Source organism: Bacillus sp. FSL R5-0593, assembly GCF_038603755.1.
GTDB classification, from domain to species: domain Bacteria; phylum Bacillota; class Bacilli; order Bacillales; family Bacillaceae; genus Bacillus; species Bacillus velezensis.
Window position 1 is genome coordinate 1222911 of record NZ_CP152011.1, and the last position, 15408, is coordinate 1238318.

General features: G+C 45.1%; 16 protein-coding genes. All 16 read left to right on the plus strand.

The genetic code is table 11. The features are described from left to right. The first annotated feature begins 199 nt into the window (after window positions 1–199). The 16 genes from terS to NYE36_RS06310 all read left to right on the plus strand — a co-directional run bounded on the left by terS (window position 200) and on the right by NYE36_RS06310 (window position 15396). Window positions 200–955 carry a phage terminase small subunit gene (gene terS, locus NYE36_RS06235; protein WP_327997727.1) on the plus strand — a complete coding sequence of 252 codons (756 nt, stop codon included), beginning with the start codon at window positions 200–202 and terminating at the stop codon, window positions 953–955. Then, window positions 942–2147, plus strand: a complete 1206-nt coding sequence (locus NYE36_RS06240) for a PBSX family phage terminase large subunit (protein WP_327997728.1) — start codon at window positions 942–944, stop codon at window positions 2145–2147. Before terS ends, NYE36_RS06240 begins: the two co-directional genes overlap by 14 nt. Window positions 2148–2150: 3 nt before the next feature. Continuing rightward, entirely contained in the window at window positions 2151–3584 is a 1434-nt protein-coding gene (locus NYE36_RS06245; protein ID WP_327997729.1) for a phage portal protein, read from the plus strand. Between the two features lie 267 nt (window positions 3585–3851). Then, on the plus strand, window positions 3852–4571 hold the full coding sequence (locus NYE36_RS06250) for a DUF4355 domain-containing protein (protein WP_327997730.1): 720 nt from the start codon (window positions 3852–3854) through the stop codon (window positions 4569–4571). Window positions 4572–4585: 14 nt separating this feature from the next. Next, window positions 4586–5446, plus strand: coding sequence for a phage capsid protein (locus NYE36_RS06255; protein ID WP_014470561.1), 861 nt, complete (start codon window positions 4586–4588; stop codon window positions 5444–5446). Between the two features lie 13 nt (window positions 5447–5459). After that, window positions 5460–5663 carry a hypothetical protein gene (locus NYE36_RS06260; RefSeq protein WP_014470560.1) on the plus strand — a complete coding sequence of 68 codons (204 nt, stop codon included), beginning with the start codon at window positions 5460–5462 and terminating at the stop codon, window positions 5661–5663. Window positions 5664–5674: 11 nt separating this feature from the next. Next, complete coding sequence (locus NYE36_RS06265; protein WP_327997731.1) at window positions 5675–6544, plus strand: phage minor head protein; 870 nt, start codon at window positions 5675–5677, stop codon at window positions 6542–6544. Window positions 6545–6558: 14 nt separating this feature from the next. Further along, on the plus strand, window positions 6559–6894 hold the full coding sequence (locus NYE36_RS06270; RefSeq protein WP_327997732.1) for a phage head-tail connector protein: 336 nt from the start codon (window positions 6559–6561) through the stop codon (window positions 6892–6894). Window positions 6895–6898: 4 nt separating this feature from the next. Next, window positions 6899–7402: a hypothetical protein gene (locus tag NYE36_RS06275; protein ID WP_327997733.1), complete on the plus strand. Its 504-nt coding sequence runs from the start codon at window positions 6899–6901 to the stop codon at window positions 7400–7402. After that, window positions 7402–7791, plus strand: a complete 390-nt coding sequence (locus NYE36_RS06280) for a hypothetical protein (RefSeq protein WP_327997734.1) — start codon at window positions 7402–7404, stop codon at window positions 7789–7791. Before NYE36_RS06275 ends, NYE36_RS06280 begins: the two co-directional genes overlap by 1 nt. After that, window positions 7748–8218: a hypothetical protein gene (locus NYE36_RS06285; protein WP_042635086.1), complete on the plus strand. Its 471-nt coding sequence runs from the start codon at window positions 7748–7750 to the stop codon at window positions 8216–8218. The genes NYE36_RS06280 and NYE36_RS06285 overlap by 44 nt, the downstream gene beginning before the upstream one ends. Before the next feature lie 4 nt (window positions 8219–8222). Next, entirely contained in the window at window positions 8223–9257 is a 1035-nt protein-coding gene (locus tag NYE36_RS06290; protein WP_014470554.1) for a DUF3383 family protein, read from the plus strand. Between the two features lie 16 nt (window positions 9258–9273). After that, window positions 9274–9669 carry a DUF3277 domain-containing protein gene (locus tag NYE36_RS06295; RefSeq protein ID WP_327997735.1) on the plus strand — a complete coding sequence of 132 codons (396 nt, stop codon included), beginning with the start codon at window positions 9274–9276 and terminating at the stop codon, window positions 9667–9669. 100 nt (window positions 9670–9769) lie between these two features. Next, window positions 9770–10066, plus strand: a complete 297-nt coding sequence (locus NYE36_RS06300) for a hypothetical protein (RefSeq protein WP_042635088.1) — start codon at window positions 9770–9772, stop codon at window positions 10064–10066. A 158-nt stretch (window positions 10067–10224) separates the two neighbouring features. Continuing rightward, the gene (locus tag NYE36_RS06305; protein ID WP_327997736.1) at window positions 10225–14838 is read left to right on the plus strand and encodes a transglycosylase SLT domain-containing protein; all 4614 of its coding nucleotides are present in this window, start codon (window positions 10225–10227) and stop codon (window positions 14836–14838) included. Further along, window positions 14839–15396 carry a LysM domain-containing protein gene (locus NYE36_RS06310; protein WP_129003887.1) on the plus strand — a complete coding sequence of 186 codons (558 nt, stop codon included), beginning with the start codon at window positions 14839–14841 and terminating at the stop codon, window positions 15394–15396. It abuts the gene before it with no gap. Window positions 15397–15408 lie beyond the last annotated feature (12 nt).

Here is a 15408-nt window from a genome sequence, read left to right on the forward strand (position 1 = left end):
ACACGATGAACTCTATTCAATATAAATCATATCAAATGCAAAAGCATCCTGAGGGGTGCTTTTTTATGTTCTCTGTAAACCGATTCCGGTAAATCTCAGAAAAACTATTGGCGGTTAACGGTCTGAGTGCGGCGTCGGTTTAGAGGGAATATATTTTCCAAAACAAACACGAATCAGAAGGGGGCGGCGGTGAATGTAGATGGCTGAAAAGCACATTCAGGCGTATAAGGATTACGTCAAAGGCATGAAATACAAGGACCTTGCCGAAAAATACGGGGTGTCAGTGAACACCATCAAATCGTGGAAGCAGCGGCATGGTTGGGAAAGAAAAAAGGGTGCACCCCCTGAAAAAAGTGTGCACACAAAAATAGGCGGGCAACCCGGCAACAAAAATGCATTAGGAAATAGCGGCGGGGCGGCTCCGGCAAGAAATCAAAACGCGGTTTCGCATGGATTCTTCTCAAAGTATCTGCCGGAAGAAACGCTTGAAATCATGGAAGAGATTCAGGAGCGTTCCCCTGCTGATATGATATGGGATCAGATTCAGATACAATATGCGGCTATTATTCGGGCGCAGCGCATTATGTTTGTGCAGGATAAAAATGACACTACGAAAATTGTCTCAAAAATAAAAGGTGACCTCAGCATAAATGAGGACGGCAGTCTTTCAAAAGCTCACTTTGTGGAAGAGTTGCAGCACGATATACAATTCGCATGGGATAAGCAGGCGGCATTCCTTAACGCTCAATCTCGGGCAATGGGGGAGCTCCGGAGCTTGATCAAGCAATTTGACCAGCTGGCGCATGAGCAAGATGAGCGGCGCCTTAAATTGGAACAAATGCGCTTGAATATCGAGAAGACCAAGAAGGCTATTAACGGCGGCGACGAAAACACCAAAGAAAATGAGATTGCTACAATGTTGAGAAAAATGGTGGATGCCGATGGAACTGAATAAAAAGCAAAAGGAAGTTTGGGACAGCTTCATAAAAGAGCAGCCCAAAATTTTAATTTGTAGCGGCGCAAAGAGGGCAGGAAAAACATTCGTGCTCCTTTTGGCGTTTCTTGCTCACGTCAGCAAGTATCAAAACATGGGTTTGAATTTTGTTATTGGCGGGGCGAACCTGGGAACTATCAGGCGGAACGTTCTGAATGATTTAGAACAGATTCTCGGCAAGGAATTGAAACTCAATAAGTCCAGCGCCGTTGAGATATTCGGTAATCAGGTATATTGCTTTGATGGAGCAAACGCAAATTCATGGAAAAAGGCGCGGGGGTTCACGTCAGCCGGCGCGTTTCTGAATGAGGCGACCGCCCTGCATGATTCATTTGTAAAAGAAGTCATTTCCCGGTGCTCTTACAAAGGCGCTGTGGTCATGATGGATACAAACCCCGAAAACCCGATGCACACCGTCAAAACCGATTATATCGACAAAGACGGGCAAAAGTTGAAGAGCGGCCGGCTGAACATCCGGTCATTTCATTTCTCGCTGTTCGATAACAATTTTCTCGATCCGGAATATGTGGAGAGTATCGTGGCATCGACGCCCAGCGGCATGTTTACCGATCGAGATATAAAGGGTTATTGGGTGGCGTCTGAAGGAGTCATTTACCGGGACTTCAATAAGGACATTCACTATATCAGTTCTGAGGAATTGGAGAACAGGCGCGTCAACTTCAAGAAGTATTTCGCTGGCGTTGACTGGGGATATGAGCACCCGGGTTCTATTGTCGTAATCGGGCAAGATGACCAAGGGTGTTTTTATTTGCTCGAAGAACATGCCAAGCAGCATGAGGAAATTGACTACTGGGTGAAAGTAGCGAAAGGCGTAAAGGAGCGGTACGGCAATATTAATTTTTACTGCGATTCTGCGCGGCCAGAGCATGTGCAGCGCTTCAGGCGGGAGAAGTTGCGAGCCCTGAACGCTGATAAGGCGATCGTATCCGGTATTGAAGAAGTAGCCCGTCTGTTTAAGCGGAATGAATTATTCATCGTGAAAGACAAGGTTGAGCGCTTCAAAAAAGAAATTTTCATGTATGTATGGAATCCCAAGACCGGCGACCCTGTGAAGGAATGGGACGACGTACTGGATGCTCTCCGGTACGCTCTATATACCCACAACAAGCCGAAACACAGAAAGGGGGAGTGACCAATGAAGGAATATATAAATCTAATTCGCCAGAGTGGAATCAACGGTGACATTATCAAGATGATGATTAATGAACACGTCCCTGTTCGTGAAAAATTGATGAAGCTATATGCAAGATATAAGGCTGATCCGGCAGGCGTTCCCATATTAACACGGTCCATCATTGATTATGGCAGCGCGGGAACTGATAAGGTGCAGCGTATTGATGACAAGGTAAACAATAAGCTGAACAACTCATTTGACTCTGAAATCATTGATACTAAGACAGGCTATATGTTTGGACATCCCATTTCTTATGAAACTGAAGATAAGCAATTGAAAGACCAAGTGAGTACCTTCAATACGAGAAATAACATTGAGGACGCCGATTCCGAACTCGGGAAAATGGCTTCCATCTGTGGTTACGGCGCCCGCCTGCTGTTTGTTAATGAAGACGGAAACGAATGCCTGCGAAATGTTGATCCGTGGGAATGCATTATTCTCGCTTTAGACGATATAACAGAGCCCACATATGCTTTGCGGTATTATTCAGTGTTTGAGTGGGTGAGCGGCAAAAAAGTCGAGTCATATCGGGCTGATTTCTACGATGAAACGTTCATTTATTCGTTTAAGTCGTCTGATAAAGCGAAGTACGATCTTATTGAGACGAAGCCGCATCTTTTCAATGGATGCCCGTTGTTTGGTGTTCCGAACAATAAAGAAATGAAAGGCGACACTGAAAAAGTCATTTCTTTAATTGATGCATACGACAGAACTTTGTCTGACGCATCGAACGAAATCGAACAGTTCCGGCTTGCATACTTGATTGTCAAAGGTGCTTCACTCGATGATGAGGATATGGAAAAGCTAAAAAAGAATGGTGTGTTTGAAGTCTTCGACGATAACGGAGACGTGAAATTTTTAACCAAGGAAATAAACGACGCCATGATCGAAAATCACTTGAACCGTTTGGAAGAAAATATTTTACGTTTTGCGAAGACAGTCAATTTTTCTGACGGCTCTTTCGGGGGCACTATTACAGGCGTTGCCATGCGGTATAAGCTTATGGCGTTGGAACACAAGGCAATTACCATGGAACGCAAAATGACAGCGGCATTCCGTTATCAGTATAAGATACTCTGTTCGGCATGGTCCAAAAGGATACTGGCCGGTAAAGACGCGTATCTGAAACTATGGTTTCAATTCAAGCGGAATCTTCCTGCGAACATTCTCGAAGAGGCTCAAGCATCCGCGGAACTCAAAGGGCTGGTAAGCGAAGAAACGCGGCTTGCTCTACTATCGTTCATTGATGATGTGCGTTTTGAGATTGAAAGAATGAGAGCGGAAGCAGATGCTTACACCATTGATGATAATCAGGATGAAGACGAGGAACAGGAGGCGAATGAGGATGAGGAAGCTTTTCAAAAGGACGAAAGAAAAAAACAACAGTCTGAATGAAGAGTTTAGAATTAATTCTTTGTTGAGAATGCTGGAAAACGAAAACCTGCTGCTTGAATCTGAAGAAATATATGCTGAAGTGAAAAAGTCTCTGTTTCTAAACAGGAAGAAGGATAACGTTTCTGACTAATTGAGCAGCAAGCTACTCTTTTGAATGGCTTTTTTTTATGCCTTTTTTTCGCGTTGTAGGCGTTAAAGAGCAACCGAAATACTTTTGAACTTGTTAGGGGCTTCGGCAACTGATAAGGGCAAGGAGGACACACAGAAATGAAACGATTAAACACGGATAAGTCAGTCAGTCCGTCAATGAATTTCATGAAAAAAGAAAGGCTACCACTGCGCATTAACCTTCAGCATTTTTCCGAACCTGGGGGAGCGGCTGATCCAACACCGGGAGCCCATCCAGCAGGTGGAACCGGTACCGATCCGGCACCGCAGCCGAGCGGCGGAGAACTCTCGCTGGATGCAGTACGGGCTTTCCTAGAAACAAATGACGAGGGAAAGAAGCTGCTTCAATCAACATCTGATGCAAGGGTGACAGAGGCGATCAAGACGTATGAGAAAAATACGTTGCCGAAGAAACTTGAGGAAGAGATTTCAAAGCGGTTTCCTCCTGAAACAGAGGAACAAAAGCAATTACGTGAGTTGCAGGAAAAATTCCAGAACCTTGAGCAAGAGAAAACGCGGGAGTCGTTGAGAAATACGGCCCTTTCAATTGCAACGGAAAAGGGTTTGCCTACTAATCTTGTTGACTTTTTTATCGGTCAGGACGATACGACCACAGAACAAAATTTGAATACCTTGGCCGAAGCCTTCAAGACTTTTGAACAAAGCATCGTAAACGATCATTTCAAAAAGAACGGCAGCACGCCGACACCATCAGGCGGAGCATCAGCCCCATTAACAGAAGAAGACATTAAAAAGATGAGTCCCGAGGAAGTCAATCAAAACTGGGATCGCATCCAAGCTCTTTACAAGAATCAATAGGAGGATAAAAACACATGGCATTAGACAATTTTATTCCGGTATTATGGAGTGCAAGACTGCTGAGCAATTTACAAAGAACATTGGTTTATGGTCAAACGGGAGTCATTAACAGAGATTACGAGGGAGAAATCACTGCTGCTGGTGACTCTGTGACAATCAACAATATGGGGCGCGTTAGTGTGGGCGACTACACTAAAAATCAAGACATGGATAACGCGCAAACACTTGATTCTACAAGCCGCAAGCTTCTCATTGACCAATCAAAATATTTCAACTTTCAGATTGATGATGTTGATAAAATTCAACAAAATCCAAAGTTGATGGATGCGGCTATGCAAGAGGCAGCATACGCTCTGAAAAATACTGCTGATTCATATATTGCTTCTCATTATGTGGATGCAGCTCATACGATCGGCAGCGATACAAAAGTTGTTTCACCAACAAAAAACGACGCATACGAATATCTGGTTGATCTTTCAGTGAAATTGGATGAAGCAGACGTGCCGGAACAGGGGCGATGGGTAGTTGTAACACCTTGGTATGAAGGATTAATGCTAAAAGATGATCGCTTCGTGAAAGCTGGAAACATGTCTTCAGAACAACGCCTTTTAAATGGTGTTATCGGACAAGCTGCCGGATTCACGGTATTAAAATCAAACAATGCTCCACTTTCTAAACCAGAGGGCGGCACAGAAAATCATAAGATTATCGCCGGTCACGGAATGGCTTGGTCTTATGCAGACCAAGCAACCCAAGTCGAGGCTTATCGCCCTGAGAAACGTTTTGCTGATGCAGTAAAAGGGCTTCACTTGTACGGCGCCAAAGTAACAAGACCGGAAGCGCTCGCGGTATTAAGCGCAGCCCGTCCACAATAGGAGGGGCTTTTTTATGTGGATTCAAAATACTGATACCGGTTCAACTTGGTTTGTTGAGGATGAACACGGTAATAAGCTTTTGAAAGAGGACAGATACAAAAAAGTACAGTCGCCCATTAAAAAAGCTGAAAAAAACAGCAAAAAGGCAGCGGACAAAACAACAGATGAAGAGAATCAAGAATCTGCTGACGCTGGTGAAAAAGCATCTGACGAATAGGAGGGATAGCGGTGGATAAAGAACAAACTGAAAAAGAGCTTTTGAAGCCGTTAACCCGTAAGATGCAGGAGTTTTTACGGAAGCTGAAGCGGCTTTTTCGTGGTACTTCCGAAAAAATACTTTCCAAGTTGACTGCCCTGTTTGTCAAGCTTGATAAAGGGCGCGAAATCAGCCTTGCTGACGCGAATCGGAGTAATGATCTTTCTCAGATTAAGAAGGATATAGCATCATTGATTACTGCCCTTTCTGCAAAGGTTAAAACGGCTGTTCTTGATTTTCTGAATGAAACCTACGAGTCATCGTATAACTGGCTAATGCTTGGTATCCTATCGGCCGTCGGCTTTAAATTGTCCCGTTCATCGAAAGGAAAATTGCCTGTCACATGGGCGGCGCCCGCATCAATCTCGCAGACTATCACAAGCAAAAATATGCTCAAAGCTATCGAAACCGACCGTAAAAAGACAGTTCAGAAGATCACTCATACGATTGAACGCGGCTTTATTGAGCGGAAACGCTTTGTTCAGGTAGCGAAGGAGCTGCAAGCTGATGTGGGTATCAGTTATAGCCGTGCGCAGCGCATTGCCAGAACAGAAATGCATCGAGTGCGGGAGAAAGCGACACTGGACGCAGCTACGAAAGCTGATTCCAATGGTATTGCCATGAAAAAGATATGGCACAACATGGGTGACGAGCGGGTTCGTGAGGGAAGAAACGCGGATCATGTTCATTTAGAAGGCCAGGCCAGGTTTGTAAATGAGCTGTTTGATCTCGGTCAAGATAAAAACGGCAAGTCTGTGAGGGCGCCGGCACCGGGACAAAGCGGAGATCCCTCAAATGATATAAATTGCAGGTGCTTCGCGACATATGAACCCGTGCTTTGAAAGGACTGAGAGAAATGGACCTGTCAGAATTAAAAATACGGTTGGGAATCCCCGAGGATGACGCCTCGCAGGATGCAAAGCTACAAATTGACCTTGAAGACGCAATTTCTTTCGTTAAGGAGGAGTGTAATAACTCTTTTGTCGGACCAGACGGGGTTGAATCATTACCAGGTCCTGTAAAGAAAGGAATTGCCCTCATGATTGAAATAGACCGGGATAGCCCGAAAGGCGTCCAGGCTGAATCAATTGGCGGAATGAGCAAGACATACACGGCGGATGACGTAAGGTATAAATCCGCGTTTGACCTTTTCCGGCCATACAAAAAAATTCGTTTTAAACCATTGAGGTGAGCAGATGGGGCGCCGAAATATCCGGGTGCGGGATACAAACCGTATACCGGAATTACTGAGGAACCTTGAGCCAAAAGGGAAAATGAAAGTCGGTGTTCTGGACGGCGACCGCCAAATGATCGCGGCTGTTCATGAATTCGGCTGCCGTATTGCTGTAACTGATCGCATGCGGAAATATCTTGCTGCCAAAGGTCTTTATCTCAAGAAGGATACACAATTTATTAATATCCCTGAACGGTCATTCTTACGGGCTGGCTGGGATGAAAATGAAGCTGAGATTGTACAAAAGGTAGAGGAACTGGTCAATAGAGCCATAGAGAACGGCGATTCTATTAATGACATCATGAACGCGGTCGGATTACTGGCAAAGGGCCGGCTGCAGACTTATGCAAGAGACTTGCGGAGTCCTGCCAATCATCCTTTTACAACGGAGGAAAAAGGCTCTTCAAATCCGTTAGTAGATACCGGGGAAATGATCGGTTCTATGGATTACGAGGTTGAAAGCTAATGAAAAATCACTTTCAGTTCGGTGATCTGATTGAGAAATACAGCGTTGATTTTACATTGTTGCTCCCGGCGTCTGCGGGGTTTTATGACGATCTCGGAAAATGGGTAGAGGGCAAGCCGGTGGAATCGGAAGAAAAAGGCGCTATTGTCCCATTGCAGGGGCAATTAATTTATCAATCCGGCGGACGGCTTACACAGATGGACAGGCAACTGTACTTCCAGAGGAAAATCCCTTTCAAAGCTCAAGTGTTTTTTGATGGAGTAACCTTTTTGGTGGAAGCAATGACGCCATACGGGACATACGCCGATTTCAATTCCTATATCTTAAAGGCGGTGAGCAATTCAGATGGATTACAACAGCATAATCAGAACGGTTCTCAGAATGATTAAAGAGAAAACCGGCCATGTCGTTATCGAAGCAAACGGGACAGGTAAACAGCCTGAATACCCTTTTTGCACGTATACCGTTACTTCTCCGTATTTGCCGCAACACAGGGGTGTTGAGGAACAAGGAGTGTTAACGGAAGACATTGAGCTGGTTTTTTCTTTTACATGGATTTCAAACAGTCACATTGAAGTCATTTCTCTTGCTCAAGAAACAGCTTCTTACTTCAAAACTGCTGACGCGCGCCAGACGCTTCATGACAACGGCATGGCGTGGGTGAGAAACGACGGTTTCGGGAATCGGGATACATTTATCACGATAGACACAGAACGCCGTCACGGCTTTGATATGCGTCTTAGAACGCGAGCGGCTTATGGAGAGACACAAGCGGAGTTTTTTGATTCCGCACAAATAGAAACCATAGGAGGTTAAACACATGCCACTTAGTGATGTAACGGTCAAAATTGACCTGGTGAAGCCGTCGAATCTTAAAGGGTTAGGAACACCCCTAATTCTTGCGAAGGTTGCCGGACACAACACTTATAAAGAATACGGCTCAATAGAAGCTGTCAAAGCGGATTATCCAGAAGGAACACCCGCATATAAAAAGGCTGCTGCTATTTATGCACAGGGCGACAATGCTCCATCAAAAGTAGCCATCGGTACTTACGGAGGTAACCCGGAGAACGGGGAGAGCGACGGAGCGGGAGCGGCTGCCACATTTACGATTCGGAATGCTTTTGACGAGTATTTTGATAATGATTGGCACTTCCTCATTCTTGCTGATGCGACGGCAGACGAGAAGCTGGAAGCAGCAAAGGCGATGGAAGAAAAATCATACAAATTCCTCGTTCTGCAAGTAACAGATCGGGAAGAAGTCACTTCCTATACCGGGAAGGACCGGACAATCGTTTTTTATCACCCGATAACAAGCGAGCATCCAGACGCCGGACTGGTTGGTGCCGTAGGCTCCCTGACAGTGGGTTCAGTTACTTGGAAGTTCAAAAACATTGTGGGAGTCACCCCGCAAGACCTGAAGGCGGACGAGCTGCAAAAGCTCCACAAAGAGGGAGCTATCGCTTATGTGACCAAAGCAGGCCACAGCGAGACGTCAGAGGGAATTACTGCATCAGGTGAGTACATTGACGTCCTGCACGGCAAGGACTGGGTGAAATTAAATATTGAAACATCCATTCAATCGGCATTCTCAAATAACGGTAAAATCCCGTTCTCGAATGCCGGTTTTTCATTGTTGAGCGTTCAGGTTACGAATGTACTTCAAAAAGCCTTTTCAAATGGGATTGTCGCTTCTGATGAAGACGGCTTGCCCGTTTACACCATCAGCACAAAAAAACGCTCTGAAGTATCAGACGAGAACAGAAAAAATCGCGTGTATGACGGCCTTTCTTTCACGTTCGAATTAGCCGGCGCGGTTCATTCCGCCTCCATTACAGGCGAAATTTCAATCTAAAGGGGGAGAATAGTCAATGGCTGCTTATGTTTATGATGCGAACGAGGTCAACACGAATATCGACGGAAAAATTGTTACTGGTTATTCAGAGGGTACCATGGTTTCGTGTGCAAAAGACGAAGAAAAGTTTTCAACAAAAGTCAGCGCTAAAGGTGATGTGAGTGTTGCAACAAAAAACAATCCGCTAGGTACAATTACGCTTACTCTGTCCATGGGTTCGCCGTTTGTGCCTTATTTAAATGGATTGGCGAACACGTCCAAAAAATTTCCCATCTGGGTAACTGGCGGACAAGAGAAAATCGGCGGCACTGAAGCTATGGTAAAAAAGCCTGCTGATGCTGAATTCAGTGACGAAATCGGAGATCGTGAATTTGAAATTCAAGTTTTCGATTATACAGTTTTAGAGCAGTAAGGTTTTAATCATGTCGAAAAGAAAAAAATCAAATGCAAAAAAGCAGTTCACTCGGGCTGCTTTTCAATATATGCAAACCAAACAATCGGAGGGAAAACCTATGTCAAAATTCGGTAAACAAAAGAAAGTAACAATCCAAGGAACTGAGTACACTCTTCAACACCCAGGAACGCGTCGTTCAATTGAATTTAACGATGAGGCTATCAATATCAATACAGGAATGTTTTCGTCTGCGAAACTGTATGAACTGTACATGAAAGAAGTAGTTGTTGAACCAAAAGTAAGCTATGGCTATTTTGATGAAAAACCTGGTTTCCTTGAGCTGATGAAAGAGGTTCAGACCTTTCTTAGCGCCGAAAATGAAGCCGAAACAGTTCTACAAAAAGAAGGCGAGTGACAACTGGCCTATGTATCGGCTTGTGATGTCTGAGAAGTTTTCTTTCACAGAGGTTTCAGCTATGGACCTTGATACGTTACTCGAAGCCAATGCGGCTTTGGACATTCACCTGGCCGAAGAAAACAAACGAAACAAAAAGAAATAAGGGGGGTTAAACGTTGACAGATGCTTTGCGGAGCACGCATATTGATGTGGAATTAAACGTTGACACCTCCCCTCTTGAACGAGCAAACCGCCAGATTGATAGACTTGTTGATCATACAGATAATGCGGCCGGCCATTTTTCTCAAATGCGAACGCAAATGTCCAATATGCACAGGGAGCAGCGAAGATTCAGGAACATGAGTATGATTCTGGACAGTTCTTCTTTACAATCTGCTGCGCGGACAATTGAGAATCTCGGCCCCGCATTTGACCTTATGACGTCTCATGTGGAAAGTCTAAACCGGACCATTCAACAAACGAACAGATTAGTGCAAAATATACCGTCACGCGTGAGCATCGACGTTGACCAATCATCATTGAACAATGCAAATGATCAAGTTGATAGGCTGCGAAACAATTTGCATAATGTGGATATGCGCCGGGTTAACGGAGGATCATCACAAAGCATGGAGGCCATGCCTGCACCTGATTACAGGGGTATGCGTTATTATGGGCGGGAAATGGACTTTTTGCGCGGCTCAACACGCGGACTTGAAGCAGATACTATTCAAATGGTCAATGAAATGCGCCGGGCTTGGTATGAGGAAAGATACGGAATGAACGGTTTCCGTAACGAGCTTATACGGGCAAGATACGGCTTCTTTCAGTTAGGCCAAGAAATGGACAACTGGACCGGGACAAATGAACAGTTTATGGATGAAGTGTACAGGCTAGGCCGTGAGCATAAAGCGGTTACTGACAACATGATCAAGAATAATAAGATGATGCGCATGAGCATGTTGCAATCCATCGGAACGATTATGGCAATGTCAACACAATCGGAAAAGATCGCTGCCAATTATGACAGGATGGCAAACCCGTTATACCAAGTCAACAAAGCGGGGCTTGCCGTCTCAAATACCCTTGAAAACATGGCGAAGCAGGGAACTGCGGCACACTTGGCCTTGAAGATGCTCGGGCCTACCGCAAATATGAAACAGCTTCAAGATATGACGGGTATGATAACACAGGGGTATATGCGTTTTCAGATGGTAGCGCTTGGCGCGGCTTTCACAAACTTTTTCTTATTTCAAGGGTTGCACAAGGCGGCCACACAGACCGTTCCCGGTTATTCAAAGGCTTGGGAACAAATGTGCAGCACTCTTTTAAAAGCCATTCAGCCAGCCCTTGAAGTATTCGGAACCGTTGCGATGTCAATTTATAAAGGCGTTACCGCGATCGGAAAAATGATTATTCAGTTCAACAAAGCTCATCCGGTGCTGGCGAAAATGATCCAAGGATTTTTATTGCTCATCCCTGTTTTAACCCTGCTTTTATCGCCATTGGCAATAGGAGTGGGGTTACTTAATGGGTTTCTGGGGGCTTTGAGCAGCTTTTGGATGTTCATTGGCCCGGTAGTAACGGGGCTTGCTGCCATGTCCGGAACAGTCTATGTAGTTGCCGGCTCAATTGTCTTGCTTGTAACAGGCATTTATATGCTTTACAAGAATTTTGACAAGCTTCAAGAGCGATTCAAACCGGCGACGGATGCCATGAAGCGCTTTGCGGATACCGGAAAAACTGCGGTAGTCAGTGCCTTCCATACCATGATTAAAGAGGTGCAGGGGCTTAAACCTGCATTTATGAAAGGATTTGAGGATTCACAAAAGGTTGCTGTATCCGCAATTCATAAGATGCAAGCCGAATCCTTAAAATTATGGGATCGGTTGGGCGAGTCACACCCTCATTTAGTCGCAGGGATTGAGGCTGCATACAAAACGGCAGTTGATACTGTTTCCTCATTTGTTCAGAATGCAGGAAAACGAGTAACCGACTTTTTCGGAAAGGGATTAACCGAAGGGTTGAACAGTTTTATTAAAGGCTTCATGAATCAACTCAAGATTGGTTTATCAAGTTTTCAAGGGATTGTGTCAATAATTGCGCCTATAATTGCGTCGATTGGCCTTTCTTTCTTCGGAGTATCCGGACCGATAGGAATAGCAATTGGGGCGATCCTCAGTTTTGTAGGGTATTTGTATCGTTTGAAAGATGCAAACCAAGCGGTCAGCAGTGCAATTCATTCGGCGTGGGCGGCTGTTCAGTCTGTGCTGACAACGGTATTCACGGCCATTCAGCCGATTATCACGACAGTACAGCAGGTTTTCAGTCAACTGGTAGCACAACTGACACCGCAATTTCAGCAATTAGCTGGTCAAATGCAACAGACGTTCATTCAGCTTGCGGGACATCTTGTTCTTTTAGCCGCAGCCGTTTCACAAACACTTTCAACGATCGGCCCACAATTGATTCCATTGATCCAGCAGCTATTAACTGCATGGATGCAGGTATCAGGGCAATTAATGACGAGTGTATTACAGATTGTCAGTTCAATTTTGCCGTTACTTGTTCAAGGGTTTCAGACTGTTTTTCCGGTCATTCTCAGCGTGATAAATGCGGTCTTACCTATCATCATTCAATTAGTCAGCAGTTTTTCAGGGGTTATCGTTACGATAATCCAGACTGTTCTGCCTATCCTGGTTCAGACAATTCAGATGGTCTTTCCTTTGATTATGAATATCATCCAGCAGGCTCTGCCGATTGTGGTTCAACTAATTCAATTACTCGGATCAACGATCGGACAAATTGCCATGCAAATTCTGCCGTTGATTTTAACGGCGGTGCAACAGGTGTTTCCGATCATAGGGCAGGTCATTCTGGCGGTCCTCCCGGTTGTCGCCCAGCTTCTTACTTTAGCAGCAAATATTATTTTGCAGCTTGCGCAGGCGGCTTTACCAATTTTAATTCAGGTGGTCCAGCAGGTCTTCCCGCAAATTGTGCAGATCATTCAGATGGTGCTGCCTATTGTAGTTTCTCTACTGCAAGCCTTGGCAAACATCATTACTACGGTTGTAATTCCGGCGATCCATTTCATCCTAAATATCGTGACTGCTGTTTTTCCGGTTGTGCTCTCGATAATTCAAGTTGCACTAAAAAATATCATTGCGATCATACAGGGTGCAATCGGCATTATTATGGGAATAGTGAAGGTTTTCAAAGGCTTATTCACTGGGAATTTCCGCATGATGTGGGACGGAGTGAAGCAAATCTTCTCTAGTGCAGTCGGAATGGTGAAAAAGCTTGTAAGCAATATGGGTGCAGCAATCACTGACAGATGGCTTTATATAAAAAATAAAGTCGCGTTATTGGCATATGATCTGCGAAAGAAAGTCATGGATCGTTTCAACGATTTAGTTGACGGGGCCAAGAAATTACCGGGCAGAATCGGTGATGGAATTAAGAACATGGCTCACAAGGCTGTATCTGGTGTGACTAGCTTAGCGAACAAACTTTCCGGCGCACTCGGAAAAGGCGTAAATGGTGTAATCGGCGGAGTAAACTGGGTACTCGATAAGATCGGTTTGAAAGATAAGCATATCCCAAAATGGGAAGTACCTAAATATGCACACGGAACCGGAGGACACCCAGGAGGTCCGGCGATACTGGGAGACGGTAAAGGGGCAAACGCTGGCCCTGAAATGTATCGGACACCTTCAGGACAAGTAGGGCTCAGCCCTGCAACAGATACACTGATGAACCTTCCAAAAGGCACTGCGGTCTTATCTGCAAAACAGACAAGGGCTGCATTAGCGGGAGTTCCAGCATACGCGAAAGGCACAGAAGGAAATATATTCACAAATGCATGGAATGGTGTGAAATCCGTTGCTGGCAAAGTGAAAGATGTTGCTGTTGATGTTTTTGATTACATCGGGCACCCCTCTAAGCTTTTAACAAAAGTGTTAGAAAAAATGGGTGTCTCTGCACCTTCTATGGCTGGCTCGTTCGGTGATCTCGCAAAAGGGGCTTTTAACTTTGTCAAAAATAAGGCTGTAGGTTTTGTCAAAGGCAAAATGTCCAGTTACTCTGCCAGCTTTTCAGGCGGCGGTTCGAAAGCCGTTAAAAAGTGGGTAGCTCAGGCGCTGTCAATTAAGCATTTAGGCCCTGAATACGCAGGGGCACTCGAAACAATCGCAATGAAAGAATCAGGCGGAAACCCCAATGTTGTTAACAATTGGGATTCCAATGCGAAAGCCGGCCACCCGTCACAGGGGTTAATGCAGTTCATCCCAAGCACCTTTAACGCCCATAAAGAACCAGGACACGGAAATATTAAAAATCCGGTTGATCAAATTCTAGCGTCTATTAACTATCTGAACAGCAGATACGGCGGCATCATGAAACATCCCGGCCTGGTGTCAATGTCGCACGGCGGGCCGTACAGAGGATATGCAACAGGCGGCGTAATCAATAGCCCGCAGGTTGCGGCACTCGGGGAAAACGGTTGGCGGGAATATGTCATCACGACTGAACCGCGTTACCGTAATCAATCACTGGGAATGTATGCTGCGCTCGGCAAAGAGCTTGGGGCTGAAACTGGATATACACCAGAAAAAGCAGCAAGCAGCAGCGGTGGAACGTCTGTAAATATTACATTCAGCCCGTCTATCAATGTGAAAGTTGAGGGCGGAAGTGCAAAAGTTGAAACTGATATTTCAAAGGCTATCACCCAATCACTGGAAGACTCTTACGACAGCCTGGCGGCTCTTTTTCAAGCGGAGGGGGTTTATTAATTGGCGAAGCTTGGGAAGGTCAATCTTGTTAACGAAAAAGAATCAGACGGGGCGGATGTGGAAGTCACATCTTATCCCGTTGAAAAAGGCGTGCCGATTACCGACCATGTGCAGAGAAAACCGGAAACCACAAGTGTTTCCGGTTATTTACTTGGGAAGACGGCAAATAGCGACTATGAATATTTAAAAAAGCAAGCATATGCCGGCAATCTCCTAACCTATACCGGGCGAAAGGTCGCAAAAGACGTGATCATTACGAAAATCGACCGCGATACAGGGGAATTTTCAAACGGGTTTGCGATAACAATCTCTTTACAAGAAATCCGCATTGCAAAAAGCCCGTGGGTTAAGAAGAAAGTGAAAACAGCCGGAAAAAAGAAAAAGGCCAATAAGAAAAAAACCACAAAAAAATCCAGCAAGATTTATCACAAGGTGAAAAAGGGTGATACGTATTGGGGCTGCGCCCGCAAATACGGAACTACTGTCAGCGCATTGAGGCGGCTCAATCCATGGCCTGACAGAAGAATACCTATCGGGGTAAAGATGCGGATTAAATAGGGAGGGTACGGG